General features: G+C 40.6%; 19 protein-coding genes. 1 reads left to right on the top strand and 18 read right to left on the bottom strand.

What is annotated here, in order from left to right; translation table 11 throughout:
• Nucleotides 1-66: 66 nt before the first annotated feature.
• The 18 genes from VEIT17_RS01845 to VEIT17_RS01760 all read right to left on the bottom strand — a co-directional run bounded on the left by VEIT17_RS01845 (nt 67) and on the right by VEIT17_RS01760 (nt 18408).
• Nucleotides 67-444 (bottom strand): PaaI family thioesterase, encoded by a 378-nt coding sequence (locus VEIT17_RS01845; RefSeq protein ID WP_178884489.1) that lies wholly within the window; start codon nt 442-444, stop codon nt 67-69.
• Nucleotides 441-1592 carry an o-succinylbenzoate synthase gene (gene menC / locus VEIT17_RS01840; RefSeq protein WP_178884487.1) on the bottom strand — a complete coding sequence of 384 codons (1152 nt, stop codon included), beginning with the start codon at nt 1590-1592 and terminating at the stop codon, nt 441-443. The genes VEIT17_RS01845 and menC overlap by 4 nt, the downstream gene beginning before the upstream one ends.
• Before the next feature lie 7 nt (nt 1593-1599).
• Nucleotides 1600-2985 carry an o-succinylbenzoate--CoA ligase gene (menE, locus tag VEIT17_RS01835; RefSeq protein WP_178884485.1) on the bottom strand — a complete coding sequence of 462 codons (1386 nt, stop codon included), beginning with the start codon at nt 2983-2985 and terminating at the stop codon, nt 1600-1602.
• Between the two features lie 146 nt (nt 2986-3131).
• Complete coding sequence (menB, locus tag VEIT17_RS01830) at nt 3132-3974, bottom strand: 1,4-dihydroxy-2-naphthoyl-CoA synthase (RefSeq protein WP_005387880.1); 843 nt, start codon at nt 3972-3974, stop codon at nt 3132-3134.
• 4 nt (nt 3975-3978) lie between these two features.
• Complete coding sequence (gene menH / locus VEIT17_RS01825; protein WP_178884483.1) at nt 3979-4839, bottom strand: 2-succinyl-6-hydroxy-2,4-cyclohexadiene-1-carboxylate synthase; 861 nt, start codon at nt 4837-4839, stop codon at nt 3979-3981.
• Nucleotides 4836-6521: a 2-succinyl-5-enolpyruvyl-6-hydroxy-3-cyclohexene-1-carboxylic-acid synthase gene (menD, locus tag VEIT17_RS01820; protein ID WP_178884481.1), complete on the bottom strand. Its 1686-nt coding sequence runs from the start codon at nt 6519-6521 to the stop codon at nt 4836-4838. Before menD ends, menH begins: the two co-directional genes overlap by 4 nt.
• Before the next feature lie 39 nt (nt 6522-6560).
• A complete protein-coding gene (locus VEIT17_RS01815; RefSeq protein WP_178884479.1) occupies nt 6561-7703 on the bottom strand; it encodes an isochorismate synthase in 1143 nt (380 codons plus the stop codon).
• Nucleotides 7704-8002: 299 nt separating this feature from the next.
• On the bottom strand, nt 8003-9265 hold the full coding sequence (gene purD, locus VEIT17_RS01810) for a phosphoribosylamine--glycine ligase (protein ID WP_178884477.1): 1263 nt from the start codon (nt 9263-9265) through the stop codon (nt 8003-8005).
• A 131-nt stretch (nt 9266-9396) separates the two neighbouring features.
• Nucleotides 9397-10926 carry a bifunctional phosphoribosylaminoimidazolecarboxamide formyltransferase/IMP cyclohydrolase gene (gene purH, locus VEIT17_RS01805; protein ID WP_178884475.1) on the bottom strand — a complete coding sequence of 510 codons (1530 nt, stop codon included), beginning with the start codon at nt 10924-10926 and terminating at the stop codon, nt 9397-9399.
• 24 nt (nt 10927-10950) lie between these two features.
• A complete protein-coding gene (purN, locus tag VEIT17_RS01800; RefSeq protein ID WP_178884473.1) occupies nt 10951-11568 on the bottom strand; it encodes a phosphoribosylglycinamide formyltransferase in 618 nt (205 codons plus the stop codon).
• A complete protein-coding gene (gene purM / locus VEIT17_RS01795; RefSeq protein WP_009352100.1) occupies nt 11561-12622 on the bottom strand; it encodes a phosphoribosylformylglycinamidine cyclo-ligase in 1062 nt (353 codons plus the stop codon). Before purM ends, purN begins: the two co-directional genes overlap by 8 nt.
• Nucleotides 12609-14027 carry an amidophosphoribosyltransferase gene (gene purF / locus VEIT17_RS01790; protein WP_060923810.1) on the bottom strand — a complete coding sequence of 473 codons (1419 nt, stop codon included), beginning with the start codon at nt 14025-14027 and terminating at the stop codon, nt 12609-12611. The genes purM and purF overlap by 14 nt, the downstream gene beginning before the upstream one ends.
• A 9-nt stretch (nt 14028-14036) precedes the next feature.
• Entirely contained in the window at nt 14037-14765 is a 729-nt protein-coding gene (gene purC / locus VEIT17_RS01785; protein ID WP_197923044.1) for a phosphoribosylaminoimidazolesuccinocarboxamide synthase, read from the bottom strand.
• Between the two features lie 66 nt (nt 14766-14831).
• Entirely contained in the window at nt 14832-15323 is a 492-nt protein-coding gene (gene purE, locus VEIT17_RS01780) for a 5-(carboxyamino)imidazole ribonucleotide mutase (protein WP_105081468.1), read from the bottom strand.
• Between the two features lie 431 nt (nt 15324-15754).
• On the bottom strand, nt 15755-16195 hold the full coding sequence (locus VEIT17_RS01775) for a hypothetical protein (RefSeq protein WP_024064650.1): 441 nt from the start codon (nt 16193-16195) through the stop codon (nt 15755-15757).
• A gap of 11 nt (nt 16196-16206) precedes the next feature.
• A complete protein-coding gene (locus tag VEIT17_RS01770) occupies nt 16207-16653 on the bottom strand; it encodes a hypothetical protein (RefSeq protein WP_024064651.1) in 447 nt (148 codons plus the stop codon).
• 26 nt (nt 16654-16679) lie between these two features.
• On the bottom strand, nt 16680-17255 hold the full coding sequence (locus tag VEIT17_RS01765; RefSeq protein WP_105085269.1) for a xanthine phosphoribosyltransferase: 576 nt from the start codon (nt 17253-17255) through the stop codon (nt 16680-16682).
• 247 nt (nt 17256-17502) lie between these two features.
• Complete coding sequence (locus tag VEIT17_RS01760) at nt 17503-18408, bottom strand: LysR family transcriptional regulator (RefSeq protein WP_024064082.1); 906 nt, start codon at nt 18406-18408, stop codon at nt 17503-17505.
• Nucleotides 18409-18676: 268 nt separating this feature from the next.
• Here VEIT17_RS01760 and VEIT17_RS01755 point away from each other — a divergent pair, with 268 nt between their 5' ends.
• On the top strand, nt 18677-22417 hold the full coding sequence (locus VEIT17_RS01755) for a phosphoribosylformylglycinamidine synthase (protein ID WP_178884471.1): 3741 nt from the start codon (nt 18677-18679) through the stop codon (nt 22415-22417).
• Nucleotides 22418-22559: the final 142 nt, after the last annotated feature.

The following is a 22559-nucleotide window of genomic DNA, read 5'->3' as shown; positions in this document are numbered from 1 at the left end:
GATACTAAAATAGTATGTACTGTCCTTTTATCATTGCCTATTATCTATTGCTTATTACCTATTCTATTACCGATCAAAGTCCACAATAGATAGTGTTACGGTTACTTGGGAAATAAGTCGCTCTGCATCGTCCATCATATCAAAGCGCCACACATGGGATGTTTTCCCTTTTACCAGTAATGTGCCGTGAGCTGTTAAGGCCCCTTCACATCGTACAGGGCGCAAGTGGTTGGCCGTAATGGATTGACCTACGCCAAATTTATCCGGTCCAATGAGTTCGTTACTCATCATGCCGGAAATGATTTCAGCAAATGCCAAGGTGGCTCCACCGTTTAAATAGCCTTGAGGCTGTTTGTGGAATTCTCCTAAGTTCATTTTTGCAATGCATGTAGTATCGCTCGTCATACGAAGTGCTTCAATTTGTAAGGATTCTATTAAATTCATAGTGTTCGTTTCTCCACACAATACGCTTCTAGTCTATCATCAAAGACGGTTACACCTAAGCCATCTCCATCAGGAACGTGCATAACCCCATCCTTAAAGGTTAAATCTGGATAGATGAAATCTCGTTCAAAATATCTATTAGAATCAGATAGGTCTCCTGCCATATAGGAATCACCTAGAGCCGCTAGTTGAGCGTGCAACATTTTAGAAATGCCCGACTCTACCATGCTCCCCACCCAATACGGAATATGACACTCTCTACAAAGATTAATAGCTGCCTTCGTTGGTACGAGACCACCCATGCGGCCTACTTTTATGTTGAGTACGTCAATCAGTCCATACTCAATAGCATAGGATAAATCGTCATAGCCCAAGATGGACTCATCTAAACAGATAGGCGTTTCAATATGCCAATCATCGTTATTAAGGCGTTCCCACTTCCACTCCTTATAGGATTGAAGCGTTGTTATAGTAAAAGGCTCTTCTATACAAGCTAACTTCAAATCGTTAAATTGACGGATCTTATCAATATCATCATAAGAATAGCTTTGGTTTGCATCGGCTGCCAAGACTAAATCAGGATAATGCTTACGTATTAGGGCCATCCGGTCATAGCCGTCTGTAGGATTCACCTTTATTTTGATGCGCTTACAACCATTTGCCACATGAACTTCTACGGCATCTAGCAATTGTTCCATCGGTACATCACCGATAACAACACCACTTTCAATGGTATCTTGTAAGGGCTGCCCCATAATATAGGAAACAGAGTTCACACCCAGTCTCTCACAATGAAGATTGATAAGGGCATTTTCTAAGGCAGCAATGGTCATTGGCATATGATCTCGATTTAGCCAGAACTGCAACTGACGTACATAGGTCATAAGCGGTTTAGGCCGCATCATGCGCAAATTAAAGATATAATCATCTACTAATGTTTTCCAACATGTATCTACGGTTTCCGCTGTATAGAATGGGTCTGTGAAAGCTACACACTCACCATAACCGACATAACCTTGTTGGTCCTCGATGCGGATGACGATCGTTTCTCGTTCTTTTACTTCACCTTTGGCAGTTTTAAAGTTAAACTTTAGTGGCAATTTAAGGCGATATGTAGTTATACTTTTAAAGTTTAAAATATCATTCATAGGCGCCTCAATCTTCTAAACGCAGTTCATTACGCACAATTTTACCTGTGCCATTACGAGGTAATGCGGGTAAAATTTTTACATATTTAGGAACTTTATATTTTGCCAAAGAATTAGTCATAAAGAATAGAATCTCATCAGACGTCATGCTTTCACCATCGTGAAAAGCCATAAAGAGTGCTGGTACTTGGCCCCATTTAGGATCAGGTACAGGTACAACGGCACATTCCTTGACTGATGGCAATGTGTAGACTAAATCCTCTAATTCCTTAGGATAAATATTTTCGCCACCAGATATGATAAGGTCTTTGCGGCGATTCAGAATATATACAAATCCATCTTCATCGACATAACCGATATCGTCTGTATTAAGATCGCCATCAATTGGCTCCTTGTCGATATACCCAGTCATAACCATGGGACCTGTCAAATGGATTTCCCCTACTCCATCCGCATCAGGATTATCAATGCGAATCTGCATTCCTGGTAATGGTCTGCCTACGGAATCTCGTTTATGAGGGTAATCCAATACAGCGAATGTAACGCTTTGACTAAAGGTTTCCGTCATGCCATAGGTCTTGTAAATTGGCAGCGATTTCTTTTCACAAGCATCGATGAGAGCCATAGGAATAAACTCGCCACCTAGCAAAATAACGCGTAATGTATGATGTGTAATCTTCGGTTCTAATTGAGTCAAAATTGTAGGTACGAGAGACATCATATTGATTTTCTCAGATTCAATGAGTTCTAAAACCTTTATCTCATCGTATTTAGGCAATATAGTGATAGCCGTACCATTATAAAGGGAACGCATCAAGATAGATAGACCACTTACATGGAATAAAGGCAATACCATAAGCCAATTATCTTGCTCAGTTTTAGCTAGTACCTCTTTAGACGCTTGTACATGAGCTCTAATCTGTCCCCATCGAAGGGGTACTGATTTAAACTGACCTGTTGTAGCGCTAGTGTTCATAATAGCTGCAATGTCTGTATCATTAAATGTCCAATCAAAGGTATCTTCTAAAACTCGGTCAGATAGAATGGTTTCTAGAGGTTCAAACTCAACAACACACATTGAATCAGGCAGTTGATTCCGTCGGTCTTGACTATGTAAAACGGTGGTAACACCTAATTGTTTCAATTGGTTTTCTATCTCATTAGGCTTAAGATGTACATTAAGTAATAGTACCTCTTTATGAGCTAGCATAGTAGCCAACACATAGATTGCCATAGTAACAGAGTTGTCCGATAAAATGGCCACACGGGAGCTTTCAAGAGGTCGCAATTCACTAGCCACATGAAGCACACCGCCATATATAGCCTTATAGGTATATTCATTTATACATATGCGATCAGGATAGTGCTGTGCACCATACCGTAACCATTCCATCGTCTCACCTCGTATCCAAAGATAATGCCTTATGATTAATGATTAATAATCACAGATATTACAAGAAAGGCGCCTCATATAGAGGCGCACTTGTCATTTTTACAATACATTCCATCCCTAGTACTAAACTAGTACATCTATTCCGATTAAGGGAATTTAGGGAATTGTTTGAAGTTCGGTTTACGTTTTTCTTTAAACGCATCACGGCCTTCTTTTGCTTCATCGATTGTGTAGTACATCAATGTAGCGTCGCCTGCAAATTGTTGTAAGCCTGCAAGACCATCAGTATCGGCGTTGAATGCACCTTTCAACATACGCAATGCCATTGGGGACAATTCAAGAATTTCGTTACACCATTGAACTGTTTCTTCTTCCAATTTGTCGAATGGTACAACACAGTTAACCATGCCCATTTCATAGGCTTGAGCAGCTGTGTATTGACGGCAAAGGAACCAAACTTCGCGAGCGCGTTTATGACCGATCATGCGAGCCAAGTAACCTGCACCATAACCAGCATCGAAGGAACCTACGCGAGGACCAGTTTGACCGAATTTAGCATTTTCAGAAGCGATGGTAAGGTCACATACGATGTGCAACACATGCCCGCCACCAATAGCAAAACCATTAACCATAGCGATAACAGGTTTTGGGATAACGCGAATTAAACGTTGCAAATCAAGAACGTTCAAACGAGGAACATTATCTTCGCCTACATAACCACCATGACCGCGTACGCTTTGGTCACCACCGGAGCAGAATGCTTCTTTATCTTCACCTTGACCGTGGTTTGCACCAGTCAATACAATTACGCCTACTTCGTTATCTTCACGAGCTACTGTGAAAGCATCGATTAACTCCATAACAGTTTTAGGACGGAACGCGTTACGTACCTGTGGGCGATTAATAGTAATCTTTGCAATGCCATTATATGTTTCGTAAATTACATCTTCATAATTACGATCCAATACTTTCCAATCAAATTTGCTCATGGACTTAACCTTTCTTGTGTAAAAAATCTAATACCGCTTGTTCAAACATCTGCGGTTTTTCTATATGTACATTATGCCCCGCCCCTTCGACGATGACATGTTTAAAGTTTGGCAACTTGCCAAATACATCTCTTCCTATTGTAGTATATTTTGTATCTAGTGCGCCACTCACATATAAGCCTTCAACAGAGAATTTTTCTAATTTATCCCCCACATAAGGCATGACACCTTGACCTGAGCCACGCAAGGTACAGGCTAAGGCATACGTACTATTATTGGAACGACGTAGATAGATTAATTCCTCTACACCCTCTGAAAGTTGCTTTTGACTTTCAAAAATAGGAGCCTCCGCCCAACGTGTAGCAAACCAAGCACCATCATGATTTTCAATGTGAACCGCTAAATCTTCATCGGCCTTACGGCGCTCTAATCGCTCAGCGTCAGAGGCGATACCTACAGAGCCACTTTCAAGGATGAGCCCTTTGATTTCACTTTCATATTCCAAAGCGTAGGAAAGGGCAATGCGGGCCCCCATGGAGTAGCCCATGAGGTAATATCTATCACCAACCATATGATAAATAACGGTATGCAAATCCTCTATCATCTTAGGAATTGTATAAGCCTCATCTTCTTCAGGAATATCAGAATCACCATGACCAATCAAATCGATACGGATTAAACGATAGCCTGGCAAGTTAATGGAATCCCAAGTATAACTAGATTCTGAAAATCCATGAAAACATACGATAGGCTCCCCATCGCCTACCACAGTCAAGCCATAGCGATAGTCGCCCAAATCAAAATACATACGCTGCGCGGGATTGCATAAAGCATTATCTACAATACTGCAAAAATACTGACTCATAGTAATGCCTCCATATCAACTGAAACCTTCGTATATTTTTTATGCAATTCTCTGCTATATTCCCTATTTGTAGGAATTTCAATGATATGAACGCCTGTTTCTTGGCTAACATTAGCCAATACAGAACTCAACTCATCGGGGCTGGAGATTTTTGTGTAGCCACAGCCATAGAGTTTGGCAGCCCCACTGTAATCTAAGCCTTGTGATGTGGAGAACAAATAGTCAAAATGCTTTGTCCCCTTTTGAGGTAAGTATTCAAAAATACCGCCTCCATCATTATTATGTAAAATAATGGTTAAGTTTAAATTATGAGTTTTAGCTACAGCCAATCCATTCAAATCATGGAACAAGGATAAATCCCCAGTTACTAAATATGTAGGTCTACCATTTGCTGCTAGCCCTAGAGCCGTAGAAATAGTGCCATCAATACCATTGACGCCTCGATTTCCGTAAAGAACCGCCTTAGATTCCCCACTAAACCAGAAGTAATCAAAGTCCCGAATGGTCATACTATTGGCAACAAAAATTTGTCCATCTTCAGGAATCTGTTTTTGTAGCTCCCGTATGGTTCGGCCTTCAAAGCAATGAGGCTCATCGATAGTCGAGCTTAGTTGTTTCTTACCAGCTTGATCTAAACGTCGCCATATGTTTAAGTACGTATCAGAGTTATTGTTTTTTCCATATACATGGGTAAAGACATCAATACTAGCTTGCACATGCATCGTAGTTTTACCTGTAGGATTCATGGAGTCCATTGTAGAGTTAACCTCGATGTACTCCACATCAGTCCAGCTAGCAATCATCTGTTGCACTCGTTTTGACACAACAATTTGGCCAAACTGAATCACACAATCTGGTTTTAACTCATGCCAAAGAGCTTTCCCTGCTAACAACGCATCATATGTAGAAATCACAACTTTAGATGTACCGCATCCCCGTACATTAGATAGGGGATCCGCCAAAATAGGAGCTTGTAAAGCCTCCCCGAAGGAACGAATCATATCAGCCTCATCTACATCAATTTGAGGGCCTGCTAGGATAAGGATACGCTCATACCTTTCAAGCAAGTTATTTCCCTCACCACAGGCAAATATGTCACTATAGTTTGGCTTAACCACTTTAAAGGAACTGCGACCAGCCTCAAAATGGTTACGGCTCAATTCTGGCACCAATGGTTCAAAGAGAGGCACATTAATATGGACTGGCCCTTTTTTAGTATCCATCGCTTTCATATACGATTTACGAGCCACTTGGCGAGGATATGTATAGTAATGAGCCTCTTGAGGCACAGCTAATTCTTCAAAATAATTGACCGCAGTGCCAAAGATTTTGTGCTGATCTACAGTCTGAGGAGCCCCTACATGCAATAATGTATGAGGTCTATCAGCAGATAGTACAATGAGCGGTACCCCGCTATATTGAGCTTCCAAAATAGCTGGCAAATAATGAGCCACAGCAGAACCAGAAGTACATACGAGTATAGTTGGTTCCTTATGTGCCTTTGCAATGCCTAGAGCCATAAAACTAGCAGAGCGCTCATCTATATTCATATAGGTTTCAAATCCTTCATGCTCCTTGAACAGCATGGCCATCGTCGTAGAACGAGAACCAGGGCTAAACACCGCATGACGGACGCCGAGTTGATAGAACTCGTCTACCAAGGCAGCAATATATTCATTCATTATATTCCCTTTCAAACACCCCTAAAGGTACGGAAACAATTATAAGGCATCAAGAATGGTGCGCATTTTATTATTAGTTTCAGCGTATTCTTCATCCGCATCAGAATCGGCTACAACACCACATCCTGCATAGGCATACAATACATTATCCATGATAAGAGCAGATCGAATAGCAACTACAACGATGCCGTCCCCCATATCTTTCATAAAGCCAAAAGGGGCTGCGTACATGCCACGTTCATGAGATTCATACTCTTGTAATAAGGCTAGCGCCTTTTCTCGAGGTTCACCACCAAGGGCTGGTGTAGGGTGTAATAACTTAGCCCAATCCACAAGAGATTTTGTACTATCCTTTGCGGTAATTATGGTACGCAAATGATAGAGGTGCGACAACTCCATAATGCCGGTTTCCCCCACCGTAACATGTGGAGTAATTTGTCTCATCGTATTCACGATACGATCGCGAACGATATTATGTTCTACAAGATTTTTCTTATTAGTTAGTAATTGTTCCTTAGTCCACGCGTTAGGACCATCCTTTGGAGCAGTGCCCGCTAAGGCATAGCTTAATATTTCACTGCCGCGATGGCGGACTAAAATTTCTGGCGATGCCCCTACAAAGGTACGCCCATCCTTTTCATAGCCAAAGATAAAGCAATTAGGATTATTATCCACTAAGTTAGCCAAGATACTTGCCACATTATATGGTGTTTCGCTAGTGAATTCGACCTCACGAGAGGAGACGACCTTAGTCATCTCACCGCTGTTAATACCATTGGCAATAGCATTCATCAAACGATTCCAATCCGCCTTATCATCACTGGTTTCTTTGTAGTTATGATGAACTCGAGGTACCTCATAATTCTCAATAGGTACACTTTCACCAGCATGTAGATAGAAGGACTCTCCATTTTCTACGATGTAATAATGGGTAAAAGCAATCATTTCATGGCCCATATTAGACCATTTAGGGTCTTTTACAGTATCAAAAAAAGTATCCCCATAAAATACATAAGCGTAATTATGGCGATCGTTATCATCTTTAACCGTCGCTAGACGTTTAGCGCCCACAACGATGCGGTCACTTTGGCGATCCACCCAAAACACACGTTCTTCATTGGGGAAATTCATCCAAAATGATACCGGACTATTCAGTTTTAACGGTTCTTTGTTATATTTCATAGTTGTATGTCGCTATACGAAAAATAGACTATAGTAAAAACACCTAATATGTAGAAGATGTACTTCTACATATTAGGCGCCATCAATAGGTTTCAAAATTTTGAGATGAGCCTAACGCCATCACACGTCGATGGGCCCTCTTTATATCTACATTATTATAACATAGGTAACCATTAAAAGGTAGAAAATAAAAACCTCTACACCACATGTAATATACATGAGTGTAGAGGTTTTACTTTGTTCAAAACGTTTTTTTGCTGTATTTAAAACGCTGTTACTGTATTCAAAACACTTTTTCTTTATTTGAAAGCTTTCGCCCCAATATCTGTACGATATTGCATGCCCTCAAAATCAATGTGTTCTATACGTCCATAAGCTCTATCGAGCGCTGTTCTAAGGTCTTTACCAAGACCTACAACGCCAAGAACGCGGCCGCCATTTGTGACATATTCGTCTCCAATAAGTTTTGTACCAGAGTGGAATACGATGGTTGTATCATGTTGTTTTATATCACCACTAATAATATCACCTTTAGACGAAGTTTCAGGATATCCCTTAGAGGCAAGAATAACACATGCCGCCGAAGAGTCTTTCCATTTCACCATATCAGCTGTTAATGTGCCTGTGGCACAAGCCATCATAATTTGACCTAAGTCACTATCGAGTAATGGCAATACTACTTGTGTTTCAGGATCGCCAAAGCGGGCATTAAATTCTACAACCTTAGGGCCTTGAGGTGTAATCATAAGACCTGCATAGAGACAGCCCACATAAGGCATCCCCTCTTTCTCCATGGCAGCTACCATAGGTTCTAAAATTGTCTTCATCGCCTCATCTCGTAATGCATTAGTAAGTACTGGCGCTGGTGCATAGGTACCCATGCCACCAGTATTAGGACCTTTATCTCCATCAAAGATGCGTTTATGATCTTGGGAAGCAATCATAGGAACTACAGTCTTGCCATCTACAAAGGCAAGCAAACTCGCTTCTTCACCTTCCATGAATTCTTCGATAACAACGGTACTACCAGCTTCTCCAAAACGATTACCACTAAGCATGTCTTCTACAGCTACATTTGCTTCTTCGATGGTCATAGCCACCACAACGCCCTTGCCAGCCGCCAAGCCATCAGCTTTCACCACGATAGGAGCACCTGTTTGACCGATAAATTCTTTTACTTCATCCACCTTGTGGAATACACCATAGGCAGCAGTCGGTATGTTATATTTTTTCATAAGGTCTTTGGCAAATACCTTTGAGCCCTCTAGTTGAGCAGCTGCTTTAGATGGGCCAAATACAGGAATTCCAGCTGCATTGAGTGCATCTGCTAGTCCTGCTACAAGAGGAGCCTCTGGACCAACAACGACTAAATCAACGTGACTATCTTTCAAAAAACGAATTAAATGATCGCTTTGCTGCCAATCAATACCGACTAGCTCTGCACAATCTGACATAGCCGCACTGCCAGGAATGGCATATACCTTTGTTACGCTAGGGCTGATGGACAATCGCCATGCCAATGCATGTTCGCGGCCGCCGCTACCGATTACACATACTTTCATAAATCCTCCATCGACGCCTAAACGCCATCAATACATCATTTATGTAAGCACCTATATCCTCTATAACCATCATTACACATCAATGATTACGAGCTAGTGCTCGACTGTAACCCTCAATCAGGCTAAACAAATTAATGTTTAAAGTGACGAATGCTTGTAAATACCATAGCAATGCCTGCTTCGTCGGCCGCCTTGATGGATTCTTCGTCTCGAATAGAGCCACCCGGTTGAATAATGGCTGCAATACCATGTTTTACTGCTGTTTCTACAGTATCCCCAAATGGGAAAAATGCATCAGATGCTAATACGGCCCCTTTAGCGGCTTCACCAGCTTGTTCAAGAGCAATTTTTGCAGAACCAACGCGGTTCATTTGACCCGCCCCAACACCGAGGGTACGTTTTTCATTGGAAATCAAAATCGCATTGGATTTTACGTGTTTTACGAGCTTCCAAGCAAATTCAAGAGCTTTCCATTGTTCCTCTGTTGGCTGTACCTTTGTAACCACTTTATAGTTAGCGCGGTCTTCTTGAATATCATCTTCTGTTTGCACTAATAGACCACCAGAAACCTTTTTCACTGTTACTTGGCCAGATTCAGGTTTAGATAACTCGATGAGGCGAATATTTTTCTTTCCTTCAAGGATGTCTAATGCTTCTTTTGTGAAAGCAGGTGCCATGATGACTTCTAAGAAAATTTTACTCATTTCTTCTGCAGTAGCAGCATCTACTTCACGGTTTAAAGCAACGATACCACCAAAGGCGGATACAGAGTCTGCTTCGTAAGCATTTATATAAGCATCATGCAAGGTAGCTGCCGTCGCTGCGCCACAAGGATTTGTATGCTTAATGATACATGCTGCAGGATCGGTAAACTCCCACACCATATTCCAAGCCGCTTCCATATCTACGATGTTGTTATAAGAAAGCTCTTTGCCATGGAGTTGTTTCAAGGCCCCCATGCCATGAGCCGTACCGATTTCTTTGTAGAATGCCGCTTTTTGATGCGGATTTTCACCATACCGAAGGTCAGTTACCTTTTCATAAGCACTTAAATATTCAGGTGGTGTAGGACCTTCGTCTAAGACACCACTCATATAGTTAGCAATGGCTACATCATAAGCTGCAGTATGAGCAAAGGCTTCCTTTGCAAGACCAAAACGATATTCTTTAGGCAATTCACCATGTTCTTTAAGCATAGCTAAGATTTCATCATAATGATTTGGATTTACAACGATACCTACATACGCATGGTTTTTCGCAGCAGAGCGCACCATGGAAGGACCACCGATATCGATATTTTCAATAGCTTCCTCTAAGGATACATTTGGTTTTGCAATGGTTTCACGGAATGGATAAAGATTGACAACCACAAGGTCGATTGGTTCAATGCCATGATCTGCCATAGCTTTTTGATGTTCCCCGTTATCACGGATTGCCAAAATACCACCATGAACCTTGGGATGCAAGGTCTTTACACGGCCGTCCATCATTTCAGGAAAACCAGTCAACGTCTCAACCGCTTTGGCTGCAATGCCTGCATCGGTTATGGCTTTAAGGGTCCCACCTGTGGAATAAATGGTTATACCTAATTCAACTAATCCCTTTGCAAAGTCTACAATACCTGTTTTATCAGAAACACTAAGTAATGCATTTTTAATCATCTAACGTCTTCCTTTGCTTACATATCAATCTTCAATATATACAACACGCCCTTTTATGGTGAGCTTATCTTCACAAAATAGTTGCAATGCCTCTTTATACGTTTTATGTTCGATAGGCAATAATCTGTCACTCAAGGTATCCTCTGTATCATCGGGTAATAGAGGAACCGTATTCTGCATAATGATAGGCCCCGTATCCATTCCTGCATCAACAAAGTGTACCGTACACCCTGTAATTTTTACGCCTCCGTCAATGGCTTGTTGATGACCATGAAGGCCTGGAAATGATGGTAACAGAGCAGGATGAATATTTAATATACGATGTTCATATCGCTCTATCAAAGGAGCACCTACAATACGCATATAGCCTGCCAAGACGATACCATCAACCTTATAAGGCTCTAAAGCATCTAGTTGAGCCTGTTCGAAGCTAGCTTTAGAATCATAGTCGCTACGTTCCATAACAATAAGTGGAATATTCCAAGATTTAGAACGTTCCACAATTCCTGCATTGCCGTGATCTGTAATGATTACAACAAATTCACCATTAATATAGCCTTCTTGCATGGCCTTATACAGTGCTTCACCATTAGAACCACGACCACTGGCAAAGAGGGCTAATCTCTTTTTAGAATTACGCATCGAACTCAGCCCCTTTAAGGACAACAGGACCATCACCACTTACAATGCAGCCAATTTCATATACCGTTTCACCACGACTAGAAAGGTTTTCTTTAACCGTTTCTACATCCTTTTGATCAACGATAACAATCATACCAATGCCCATGTTGAAAGTACGGTACATTTCAGGCCAGGCAACATTGCCCCATTCTTGTAGTTTTGTAAATACAGGTAGTCGTGGCCATGTAGTGACATCAACCTCTGCAGTAACGCCTTTTGGCAATACACGAGGAATGTTTTCATAGAAGCCACCGCCGGTAATATGAACCATACCTTTTACAAGCTGTTGTTCAATCAATGGCAATACAGCTTTAGGATATAAACGAGTAGGCGTCAATAATTCTTCGCCTAAGGTTTTACCAAACTCTGGAATTTTTGTATCCATAGATAATTGTTTATGGTCAAATACAATTTTACGAACCAAGGAGAAGCCATTAGAATGTACACCAGACGATGGCAGACCTAAAATTACGTCGCCAGCTTTGATACTTTCACCAGTAATCAATTTAGGACGATCAACAATCCCCACTGCAAAGCCCGCTACATCATAGTCATCATTATCATAAAAGCCTGCCATTTCAGCAGTTTCACCGCCTAGTAAAGCACATCCGGACTCTTCACAAGCCTCTGCCACACCGCGCACAATATCTGCTACTTTCACAGGATCAAGTTTACCAACTGCAATGTAATCGAGGAAGAATAAAGGCGTTGCACCTTGCACAAGAATATCATTAACACTCATGGCTACGCAATCTTGGCCAATTGTATCATGCTTATCCATCATGATAGCTAAACGTAATTTGGTACCTACCCCATCTGTACCGGATACGAGCATAGGGTCAGACATAGAGTGACCAGCTAAGGAATAGAGGCCCCCAAAACCACCTAAATCACCTACAACGCCAGGTGTATAGGTGCGTTTTACGGATTCTTTCATCAATTCTACTGCGCGATTACCTGCATCGATATCAACGCCTGCATCACGATAGGTTAAACTAGTTTTATTCGAGCACATATTTGACCCCTTCCTCTTGTTCCGCAGGAACCTCTACACTGTAATCACCATTAAAGCAAGCAAAACATAAATCATTAGGCGCTATATCAGATACGGCACGACATAAGCCTTCACGAGATAAATAATGTAATTTGTCAGCATGAATATAATCTTTTATTTCATCTACTGTATGTGTGGCAGCAATTAGCTCTTTACGCACCGACGTATCAATACCATAGTGACAAGAATACTCAATTGTTGGTGAGCTTACACACATGTACACCTCTTTAGCGCCTGCTTCCTTTAGCATTTTAACGATAATACCACTCGTAGTACCGCGTACGATAGAATCATCGATAAGGACAATCCGTTTGCCTCCTACAATGTGGGGCAATGCATTAAGCTTCATACGAACAGCTAATTCCCGTTCCTCTTGATTTGGCTTGATAAAGGTACGACCACTATAGCGGTTTTTAACAAGACCTTCTGCAAAAGGAATACCTGATGCACGGGCATAGCCTAGTGCTGCTGTAGTGCCAGAGTCAGGAATAGACATAACAATATCTGCATCGTATTTAGTTTCGTTATATAATTCACGCCCCATATTAAGACGAGATTGATATACCGATTGACCATCGATATGGCTATCGCCACGGGCAAAATAGATATATTCAAAAACACAAAGCTTTTTGTCAATTTTCTCTGGTTCTGCATAGATAACACTACGTACACCAGAGTCATCAATAATTACCATTTCGCCTGGATCGATGTGACGAATAAACTCGGCTTTTATAGCATCTAAGGCACAGCTTTCACTAGAGAGAACATAGCCATTTGCTGTTTTACCTAAACAAAGAGGTCTAAAGCCTTGGGGATCACGCACACCTACCAAGGAGTCGTTCGTAGTAATAACGAGAGAGAAGGCTCCTTCAATTTGACGTGCCGCATCGGCAATGCGTTCCTCTTGTGTCTCAGCTTTAGAGCGAGCAATGAGGTTTACGATAACCTCAGAATCCATTGTCGTTTGAAAAATAGATCCATCCGCTTCAAGACGTTTACGAATGGCTAGGGCATTCGTTAAATTACCATTGTGAGCTACCGCAATTTGACCACCTTGGTAATGAATTACTAAGGGTTGGATATTGCGTGGATTATTGGAACCTGTTGTAGAGTACCGCACATGACCAGTCCCCATATGGCTTGGTAAGGATGGTAGTTCTTTAATGGCCTCAGTCAACAAGCCCATACCTTTTTTTAGTTCTACATCATGACCATCGGTAACGGCAATGCCCGCGCTTTCTTGTCCACGGTGTTGGAGCGCAAAGAGTCCCCAATATACATAGCGTGCTACATCAATGGTTCTATCATAGACACCGAATACACCACACTCTTCATGCCATTTATCAAAAACTGGATCGTAGTTCATTGTGCCCCCTTAGGCGCGTTCGCCAGTAAGACGGAATAACATTTCCTTGTACGCTTCTTCAATATTGCCAAGATCTCGACGGAAACGGTCTTTGTCGAGTTTTTCACCTGTTGTAGCATCCCAGAAACGGCATGTATCAGGAGAGATTTCATCGCCTAATAATACTTCACCATTATGTGTACCAAATTCTAATTTAAAATCTACAAGGGTTACATTTTTAGTAGCCAAGAATTTTTTCAAAATATCGTTTACTTTTAAAGTGATAGTAGAGATTACATCAAGTTGTTCTTGAGTAGCCCAGCCAAGTGCTGTGATTTGGGATTCATTAGCAAATGGGTCACCTAATTCATCATTTTTGTAGCAGAATTCAAGAATTGGATGTTTAAGAGGAGTACCTTCTTCAATACCAAAGCGTTTAGCCATAGAACCAGCTGCAATGTTACGAACGATAACTTCTAGAGGAATGATATCCAACGTAAGTACTGTTTGATTACGATCATCTTCGCGACGAACGAAATGAGTCGGAACGCCTTCTTTTTTCAATAATTCGAAGAAGAAGGAAGAGATTTTATTGTTCAATACGCCTTTGCCAAGGATAGTATCATGTTTCTCGCCGTTAAATGCGGTAGCATCATCTTTGTAATGAACAATGTACTCGTCTTTGTTATCTGTTTGATATACTTGTTTTGCTTTACCTTCATACAATAATGTTAATGTTTCCAAGTTGATGTTAGCCATGATGTGTCTCCTTTTACTCTTATCTATTCAAAGATGTATAAATGATGATGTAAACGCTTCAAACGATTATAGTTTAATGGCACCTTGTAATTCAGCATTGTCCGCTAATACTTTTTCAGCCATATCTTTGCGATACTGTACATATCGGTCTTTCAATTCTTTGTTGAAAGCTGCTCCAATTTGGACTGCAAAAAGTGCTCCGTTTTTAGCACCATCTACAGCCATAGTTGCTACAGGCATACCAGATGGCATTTGAACAATAGCAAGCAAGGAATCGATACCTTTTAAAGCTGTTGCATTAAGAGGAATTCCGATAACAGGCAATGTAGTGAAGCTAGCTACTACACCTGGTAAGTGGGCCGCTGCACCAGCACCAGCTATAAAAGCGATAGCCCCTTCATCTTCAAGTCGTGTAACAAAATCCTTTACAGCTTCAGGTGTACGATGAGCTGAAGCAATAACCATTTCATAAGGAATGTTAAATTCATCAAGTACGGCAGATGCCTTTTTCATTGTGTCTAGGTCAGACTTGCTGCCCATAATAATACCGACCTTCATAGATCCTCCTAATAAAAAAGCCCAGCCGAAACAGACTGGGTCAAATGCGCACAAATAGCCGCCGTAGACTTGCTTTGAGTTTGTTGATTTGCATAGTTCACGGTGCTACCTCCTTCTTGTACACAAATTGTAACACCTAACATTTACAAAATCAACACTATCTTCGAATATTATTTAATTAATTATTTTTATTATTCGTTATATTCCGAACTTTTCAAAAATATTGAATTCAATTATATCTACTTTATTCAAATTGGTTTATTGCAAATATCCTCTCAATTTATACAAAAGCATTCATGCAAAAATGCACTATTTCACACTATATATATTTTTCTGCGAAAGCAAAAGAGGGTATTCTATCTATAAAGATAGAATACCCTCTTTTATTTAATTTCCGAACATTATGCCAGTTAATCTATATTTGTTATTGATTAGTGTGTACCACTTTCAAAAGCAGCTTTCAACTCACCTACAGCTTCAGGTACATAATCTACAATAGAAGACATCAATGCATACATTAATGCAGGTTCAAACGCATCATCACCACACATATATACGCAGTCCAAATATAGACTAGAGTCTTGTTCATCAATATAAAGTTTATAGTTTTTGTATGTCGCATTATCTCGATTGATCAACGCATTTAAGGCAGCCATGTTTTGTGCAGTTACCTTTTCAGGGCCCAATACCAAACGAATAACACTGTAAATACTGTTATCAAGAATGACAAATAACGGCATATCCCACAACGGGGATTTAATATAAGAACGGTATACAACAGTACCGTCTTCATCATCAAAATCCTTACGTTCAAAGGATGTGATTTCTTCGTCTTTTAAAAACTTATCAAATAATAACGCTTTAGGATTCATAACAACCTCTATTAAGCTAAACCAGCTACTTTAAGAATGCCTTTATGTACAGCATCTAAGTGTGGTTGAACAACTTCAAGCAATAAATTAACTACTACTGTAGGATCAAACTGTTCTGTCAAACCAGGAACAGATACATCCATATAGATGTTATTATCTTCATTGCTTACATAGTATTTAGATACTTTATAATCTTGATTTAATGTGTTAAGTTCTTTTAACACAGCAGGAATCACTTTTTCATCAATAGATGTTGTTGTGATAGCTATGCGAGCATAGGAGAATGCAGAATCATCCACAACGATGAATACAGGCAAGCTATGCTCATGAACATCCAAACGGCCGTGATAAACGACTGTATGAAGATCATCTGTCATTTCTTCCTTTGTAAACCAAGAGTTACCACCTTTGTTTAGGTCAGCGATGAGTAAGTCGAATTTTTCTGCTTTTTGATTCATAATTCCCTCTACAAATAATCAGACTATTAGTCTTCGATAAATACACAACCATTGTCTTTAAATTCTTTAATACGAACTAAAGACTCTACACGATAACCTGCATGTTCAAGGCGTTCGCGACCAGGTTGGAAGGATTTTTCGATAGCAATAGCCATACCTACCACTTCATCACCTGCGTCTTCTACCAATTTAGCAAGGCCCATAGCCGCCTCACCAGATGCCAAGAAGTCATCGATGATTAACACTTTTTCACCAGCTGGCAAGAATTTTTTAGAAATAGTAATATCGTAGTTTTCTTCTTTTGTGTAGGAGTACACCACACTATGATATACATCGTCTACCATAAGAATAGATTTTTTCTTACGTGCAAATACTAATGGCACATCAAGTTCAAGCGCAGCCATCAATGCCAATGCAATGCCAGATGCCTCAATAGTAACAATACGTTGTACCCCTGCATCACGGTAACGATCAGCAATTTCTTTACCGATTGCTTTAAACAATTGTGGATCGATTTGATGATTTAAAAAACCATCGACTTTTAGCACGCGATTATTGAGGACAATCCCCTCTTCACGAATGCGTTGTTTTAATAATTCCATGTGCTCTTACCTCCGCAGTATAACTATCTTTAAATTTTAACGTAAATATCCCCTTAGGGTCAACCTATATCAAGTAAAAGCCTTAACAATATGACTAATACAATAACTATCAAAGAGACTTAAAAACTTTCAACTCTGAATTATAAAATTCAACAGGTTTATAACAATATAATATAGCACAGATAAGACTAGTCAAAAATATAAAAAGACACACTTTCTGAAATTTCTCAAAAAGTGTGTCTTATAATTATAAGACCTTATCACGAGTGCTTTCACGATTAATAAGCAAGGATGTGAAGCGCGCCGCTCCTTCAGATTGAGGTACCAAACGAGAACGGACAAGTACAATATCACGGGTCGGTACAGGAATATCTGTATCGATACGCACGATGGAGCCTTCTTGCATCTTTTGTTGCACTACATGGTTAGGCAACATGGAAATACCCATATTAATTTCTACAAGATCGAGCAATACATCGACGCTACCAAGTTCAAAGCGAGGCTTACGGCATGCGCCATGTGTTACTTCATCAAAGAAGGTACGGCTTGCAGAGCCCTTATGTAATAATAAGATAGGCTCGTTAAGTAAGCGACCTTGATCAAAGAAGCCTGCCCCTTTATAGTCAGGGCCACCAACAAATACATCTTGAATTGTAGCCAATGTAGTGACCTCTAATTGAGGATTATCACGCAAGCCTTCATAATCATTAACCACCGCTAACTGAGCCTCTTTATTGAGTACCAACTCTACGCAATCAGGGGATGGACGATTAATAATATGCAATCCGATTTCACTTTCTTGTAATTGCCATTTATGGAAATATGGTAATAAGAAATGGCGACATAATGTATCTGTAGCAGCAAGGTTTAAACTTTCATAAGCTTGGCTAACACGTTCTTGTAATTGAGTCACCCCATTATCAAGGATGGAGAACGCTTTAGCTACCGTATCAAACAACTCTTTACCTTCAGGCGTGAATCCTACAGATTTTGTAGTACGTACAAAAAGAGGCATATTCAGTTCCCCTTCTAATTGTTTAATGCTTTGGCTGATAGCGGATTGAGAAACGCCTAACTCTTTTGCGGCACGGGAAAAGGACAAATATAAGCCTACCCCTAAAAAGGTTCTATATAAATCTGCAGATACTGCCATTTTATTCACCTCTGTTATATACTAATAATAGTGTCTTACTTTTAAATATACATATCATTTACTATATTATAATTATAGACTCTCAATATATAATGAATATGTAGAAATCTTCATGAAAGCCAGGTCCTATGACCTTCATGAACCTTTCATATTTATTAGCATTTCTAATCTTTTCATAAGTAAGATTATCTTTACTTATAAGTCTAGACCGACTATACTTAATTTGTCAATATCCCACAGGGAATTATATACATTACAGGAGGCTACAATGGCTATACAACGATTATTCGTAACAAAACGAGAATCTTTCAACCAAGAAGCACAACGCATGTTACAAACCTTACAACAGGAATTATCTATGCCTGCTACAGGAGTAACCATCTACGAGCGATATGATATCGAACATGTAGATGCAAAAGATTTAGAGGCTGCAAAAAATCTTATCTTCTCCGAACCTCCTGTGGATACAGTATTAGAAGAAATTCCCGCTGTACAAGGTTTCGTATTCGCTGTTGAATATGTACCAGGTCAATACGATCAACGCGCCGATAGTGCTGAGCAATGTATTTCTATGCTAACCCTTACATCTGGCCATATTGTTCGCTGTGCCCGTGTATTTGCTATCGAAGGTACTTTCACAAAAGAACAAGAAAATGCCATCAAAGCATACTACATTAACCCTGTTGATTCCCGTGAAGCAAGCCTTGAATTACCTAACACTTTGGCTCTCAATTTAGAGGACCCAAAACCAGTGGCAACTATCGATGGCTTTACGACAATGAGCGATGCTGAGTTAGAAGGACTTATCAAAAACTATGGTCTTGCTATGACATTAGCGGACCTTCAAATGATTAGACAACAATATGCAGAGGTAGAACACCGGGATCCTACGATTACAGAAATTCGCCTCTTCGATACATATTGGTCCGACCACTGCCGTCACACCACATTTACGACAGAGTTAACGGATATCTCTATCGAAGCAAATCGCTTCACAGGCCCTATTGAAGAAGCCCTAGAAGAATACATGGAAGGTCGTGCTGAGCTCTATACAACTAAGAAAAAAGCGCGTTCTCTCATGGACATGGCTACACTAGCCGTAAAAGAATTACGCCATGCTGGTGGTTTAACAAATCTTGATGAATCCGATGAAATCAATGCTTGTACTATCATCGTTCCTGTTGATGTAGACGGAAAAACTGAAGAATGGTTGTTATTATTCAAAAATGAAACCCATAACCACCCTACTGAAATCGAACCATTCGGCGGTGCTGCTACCTGCTTAGGAGGCTGTATCCGCGATCCATTGAGCGGCCGCGCCTATGTATACCAAGCAATGCGCATCACCGGCTCTGGCGATCCACATACGAGTCTTGAAGATACATTAGAAGGTAAATTACCACAAAAGAAAATCACTCAAGAAGCAGCTCGTGGCTATTCCTCTTATGGCAATCAAATCGGTCTTGCTACAGGTGAAGTAAAAGAATATTACCATCCTGGCTACGTAGCAAAACGCATGGAAATTGGCGCTGTTATCGGTGCAGCTCCACGTAATCAAGTACGCCGCGAAGTACCAGTTCCAGGCGATGTTGTAGTATTACTTGGTGGTAAAACTGGTCGCGATGGTTGTGGTGGTGCTACCGGCTCCTCTAAAGAGCACACGGTAGAATCCCTTTCTACATGTGGTGCAGAGGTTCAAAAAGGCAACGCCCTTACGGAACGCAAAATTCAACGTCTCTTCCGTCGTGGTGAAGTAACTACCCTTATCAAACGTTGTAATGACTTTGGTGCTGGCGGTGTATCCGTTGCTATCGGTGAATTAACAGATGGCGTAACTATTAACCTTGATTTAGTGCCTAAAAAATACGCTGGCCTTGATGGCACAGAATTGGCGATTTCTGAATCTCAAGAACGTATGGCTTGCGTTATCTCCGCTACCGATGTAGATGCATTTAAAGCATATTGCGACGAAGAAAACTTAGAATGTACAGTTGTAGCAGATGTAACTGATACAAATCGTCTAATCATGAACTGGAATGGCGAAACAATTGTAGATATTAGCCGCGACTTCTTAAATACAAATGGTGCAAGCCAACAGCAAGAAGCTATAATAACAGCTCCAGCGGATCGCTCTTACTTCTTACGTGGTTCTTCTAGTGCAGATAACTTTAAAGAAAAATGGCTCGCAGCCGTATCCGATTTAAATACAGCTTCCCAACAAGGCTTAGCAGAACGCTTTGATAGTACAGTTGGTGCTAATACAGTACTCATGCCATTCGGTGGTAAGTTCCAAAAGACACCTACTCAAGGTATGGTCGCAAAATTACCTGTATTAAATGGTGAAACTACTACAGCTAGTATCATGACACATGGCTTTGTACCAGAATTATCCGACTGGAGCCCATACCATGGCGCACAATATGCTGTACTTTTATCTGTCGCTAAATTAGTAGCTCTCGGTGGTCGCCGTGAAGATGCATACCTAACATTACAAGAGTACTTTGAACGCCTCAACTCTAAAGAATCCTGGGGTAAACCTGTAGCAGCTTTACTGGGCGCTTATAAAGCACAAAAAGAACTTGAAATTGGCGCTATTGGTGGCAAAGACTCTATGAGCGGTACATTTATGGACCTTACAGTTCCTCCTACGCTCGTATCCTTTGCAGTTGGTACAGCTCATATAGACAATATCGTAAGTCAGGACCTTAAAGGCGTAGATCATCGCCTCGTATTCTTCGATGTGCCTCGCATGTACGACGACACTCCAGATTGGGATCGTTTCAAAGAAAATTGCGATACCTTGCAAGAACAAATTGAAAAAGGTCGTGTTTACTCTGCTTATGTAGTTGACCAAGGTGGCATCCCTGAAGCTGTCACAAAAATGGCCCTCGGCAATAATATTGGTGTTAAATTCGATAAATATGCTGAACGAGGTATTTTCCAACCTGCTCTTGGTGCATTTATCGTAGAGGTAGATATTAAAGCTGTTAACTATCTCTTAGAGTTACCAGGTTTAAAAGTAATCGGTGTAACACAAGCAAATCCAGTTATTGAATGGGCGGATCAATCCGTATCACTCAAGGAGATCCAAGCAACTTATGAAGCTCCACTCAACGATATATTCCCTATGCATGCTCCAAATGGCTCTGGAGAAGCAGTAGCGTACATCCATGATCAACACGCTAAACCTCGCAGTACATCCTTAGGTGCCAAACCAAAGGTTCTCATCCCCGTATTTCCTGGTACAAACTGCGAATTTGATGCGACTCGTGCCTTCGAACGAGCTGGGGCCGAAACAGATATTGTAGTAATTCGAAACCAAACACCAGAACAATTAAAAGAATCTATCGACGTAATCAAAGCTAAATTAGCAGAATCTCAAATTCTTATGTTCCCTGGTGGTTTCAGTGCTGGCGATGAACCAGATGGTTCTGGCAAATTTATGGCTACCCTCTTCCGTAATCCATACCTGGCTGAAGGCCTAGAAAATCTCTTGTACAAACAAGATGGCCTTGTACTTGGTATTTGTAACGGCTTCCAAGCACTTATCAAATTAGGCTTGTTGCCAGGTGGTCATATTGAAACCTTAACTGCTGACCATCCTACTTTGACGTACAACACAATTGGTCGTCACTTGTCTCGTATGGTTAACACTAAAGTTATTTCTACAAAATCTCCTTGGATGAGCGATGCTAAAGCAGGCGAAATCTACACTGTACCTATCTCTCACGGTGAAGGTCGCTTCATTGCATCCCCTCAACAAGTATTGGAATTCAATAAAACTGGTCAAATTGCTACACAATATGTAGACTTTGATGGTATTGCATCCATGGATAGCCGCTTCAACCCTAACCAATCTGTAGCTGCTATCGAAGGTATTTATAGTCCTGATGGTCGCGTATTTGGTAAAATGGCACACTCCGAACGCTGTGGCACAGGAATTAGCAAAAATATTCCTGGTCAATTAGAGATGCCAATCTTTACATCTGGTGTAAAATACTTCAAATAATTTATGACTATTCTTTCAGGTGAAAGCCTACTCCTTGGGGTAGGCTTTTCAATATTGATTTTTTTCGAAAATATTAGTATTATAAGTTGATGATATATTTACGAACATGAGAATTCGTGTAAACCTATACATAACAAATGTG

The organism is Veillonella nakazawae (genome assembly GCF_013393365.1).
GTDB lineage: Bacteria > Bacillota > Negativicutes > Veillonellales > Veillonellaceae > Veillonella > Veillonella nakazawae.
The sequence above is the reverse complement of the archived record's forward strand: the minus strand, read 5'-3'. Positions and strand labels throughout refer to the sequence as shown.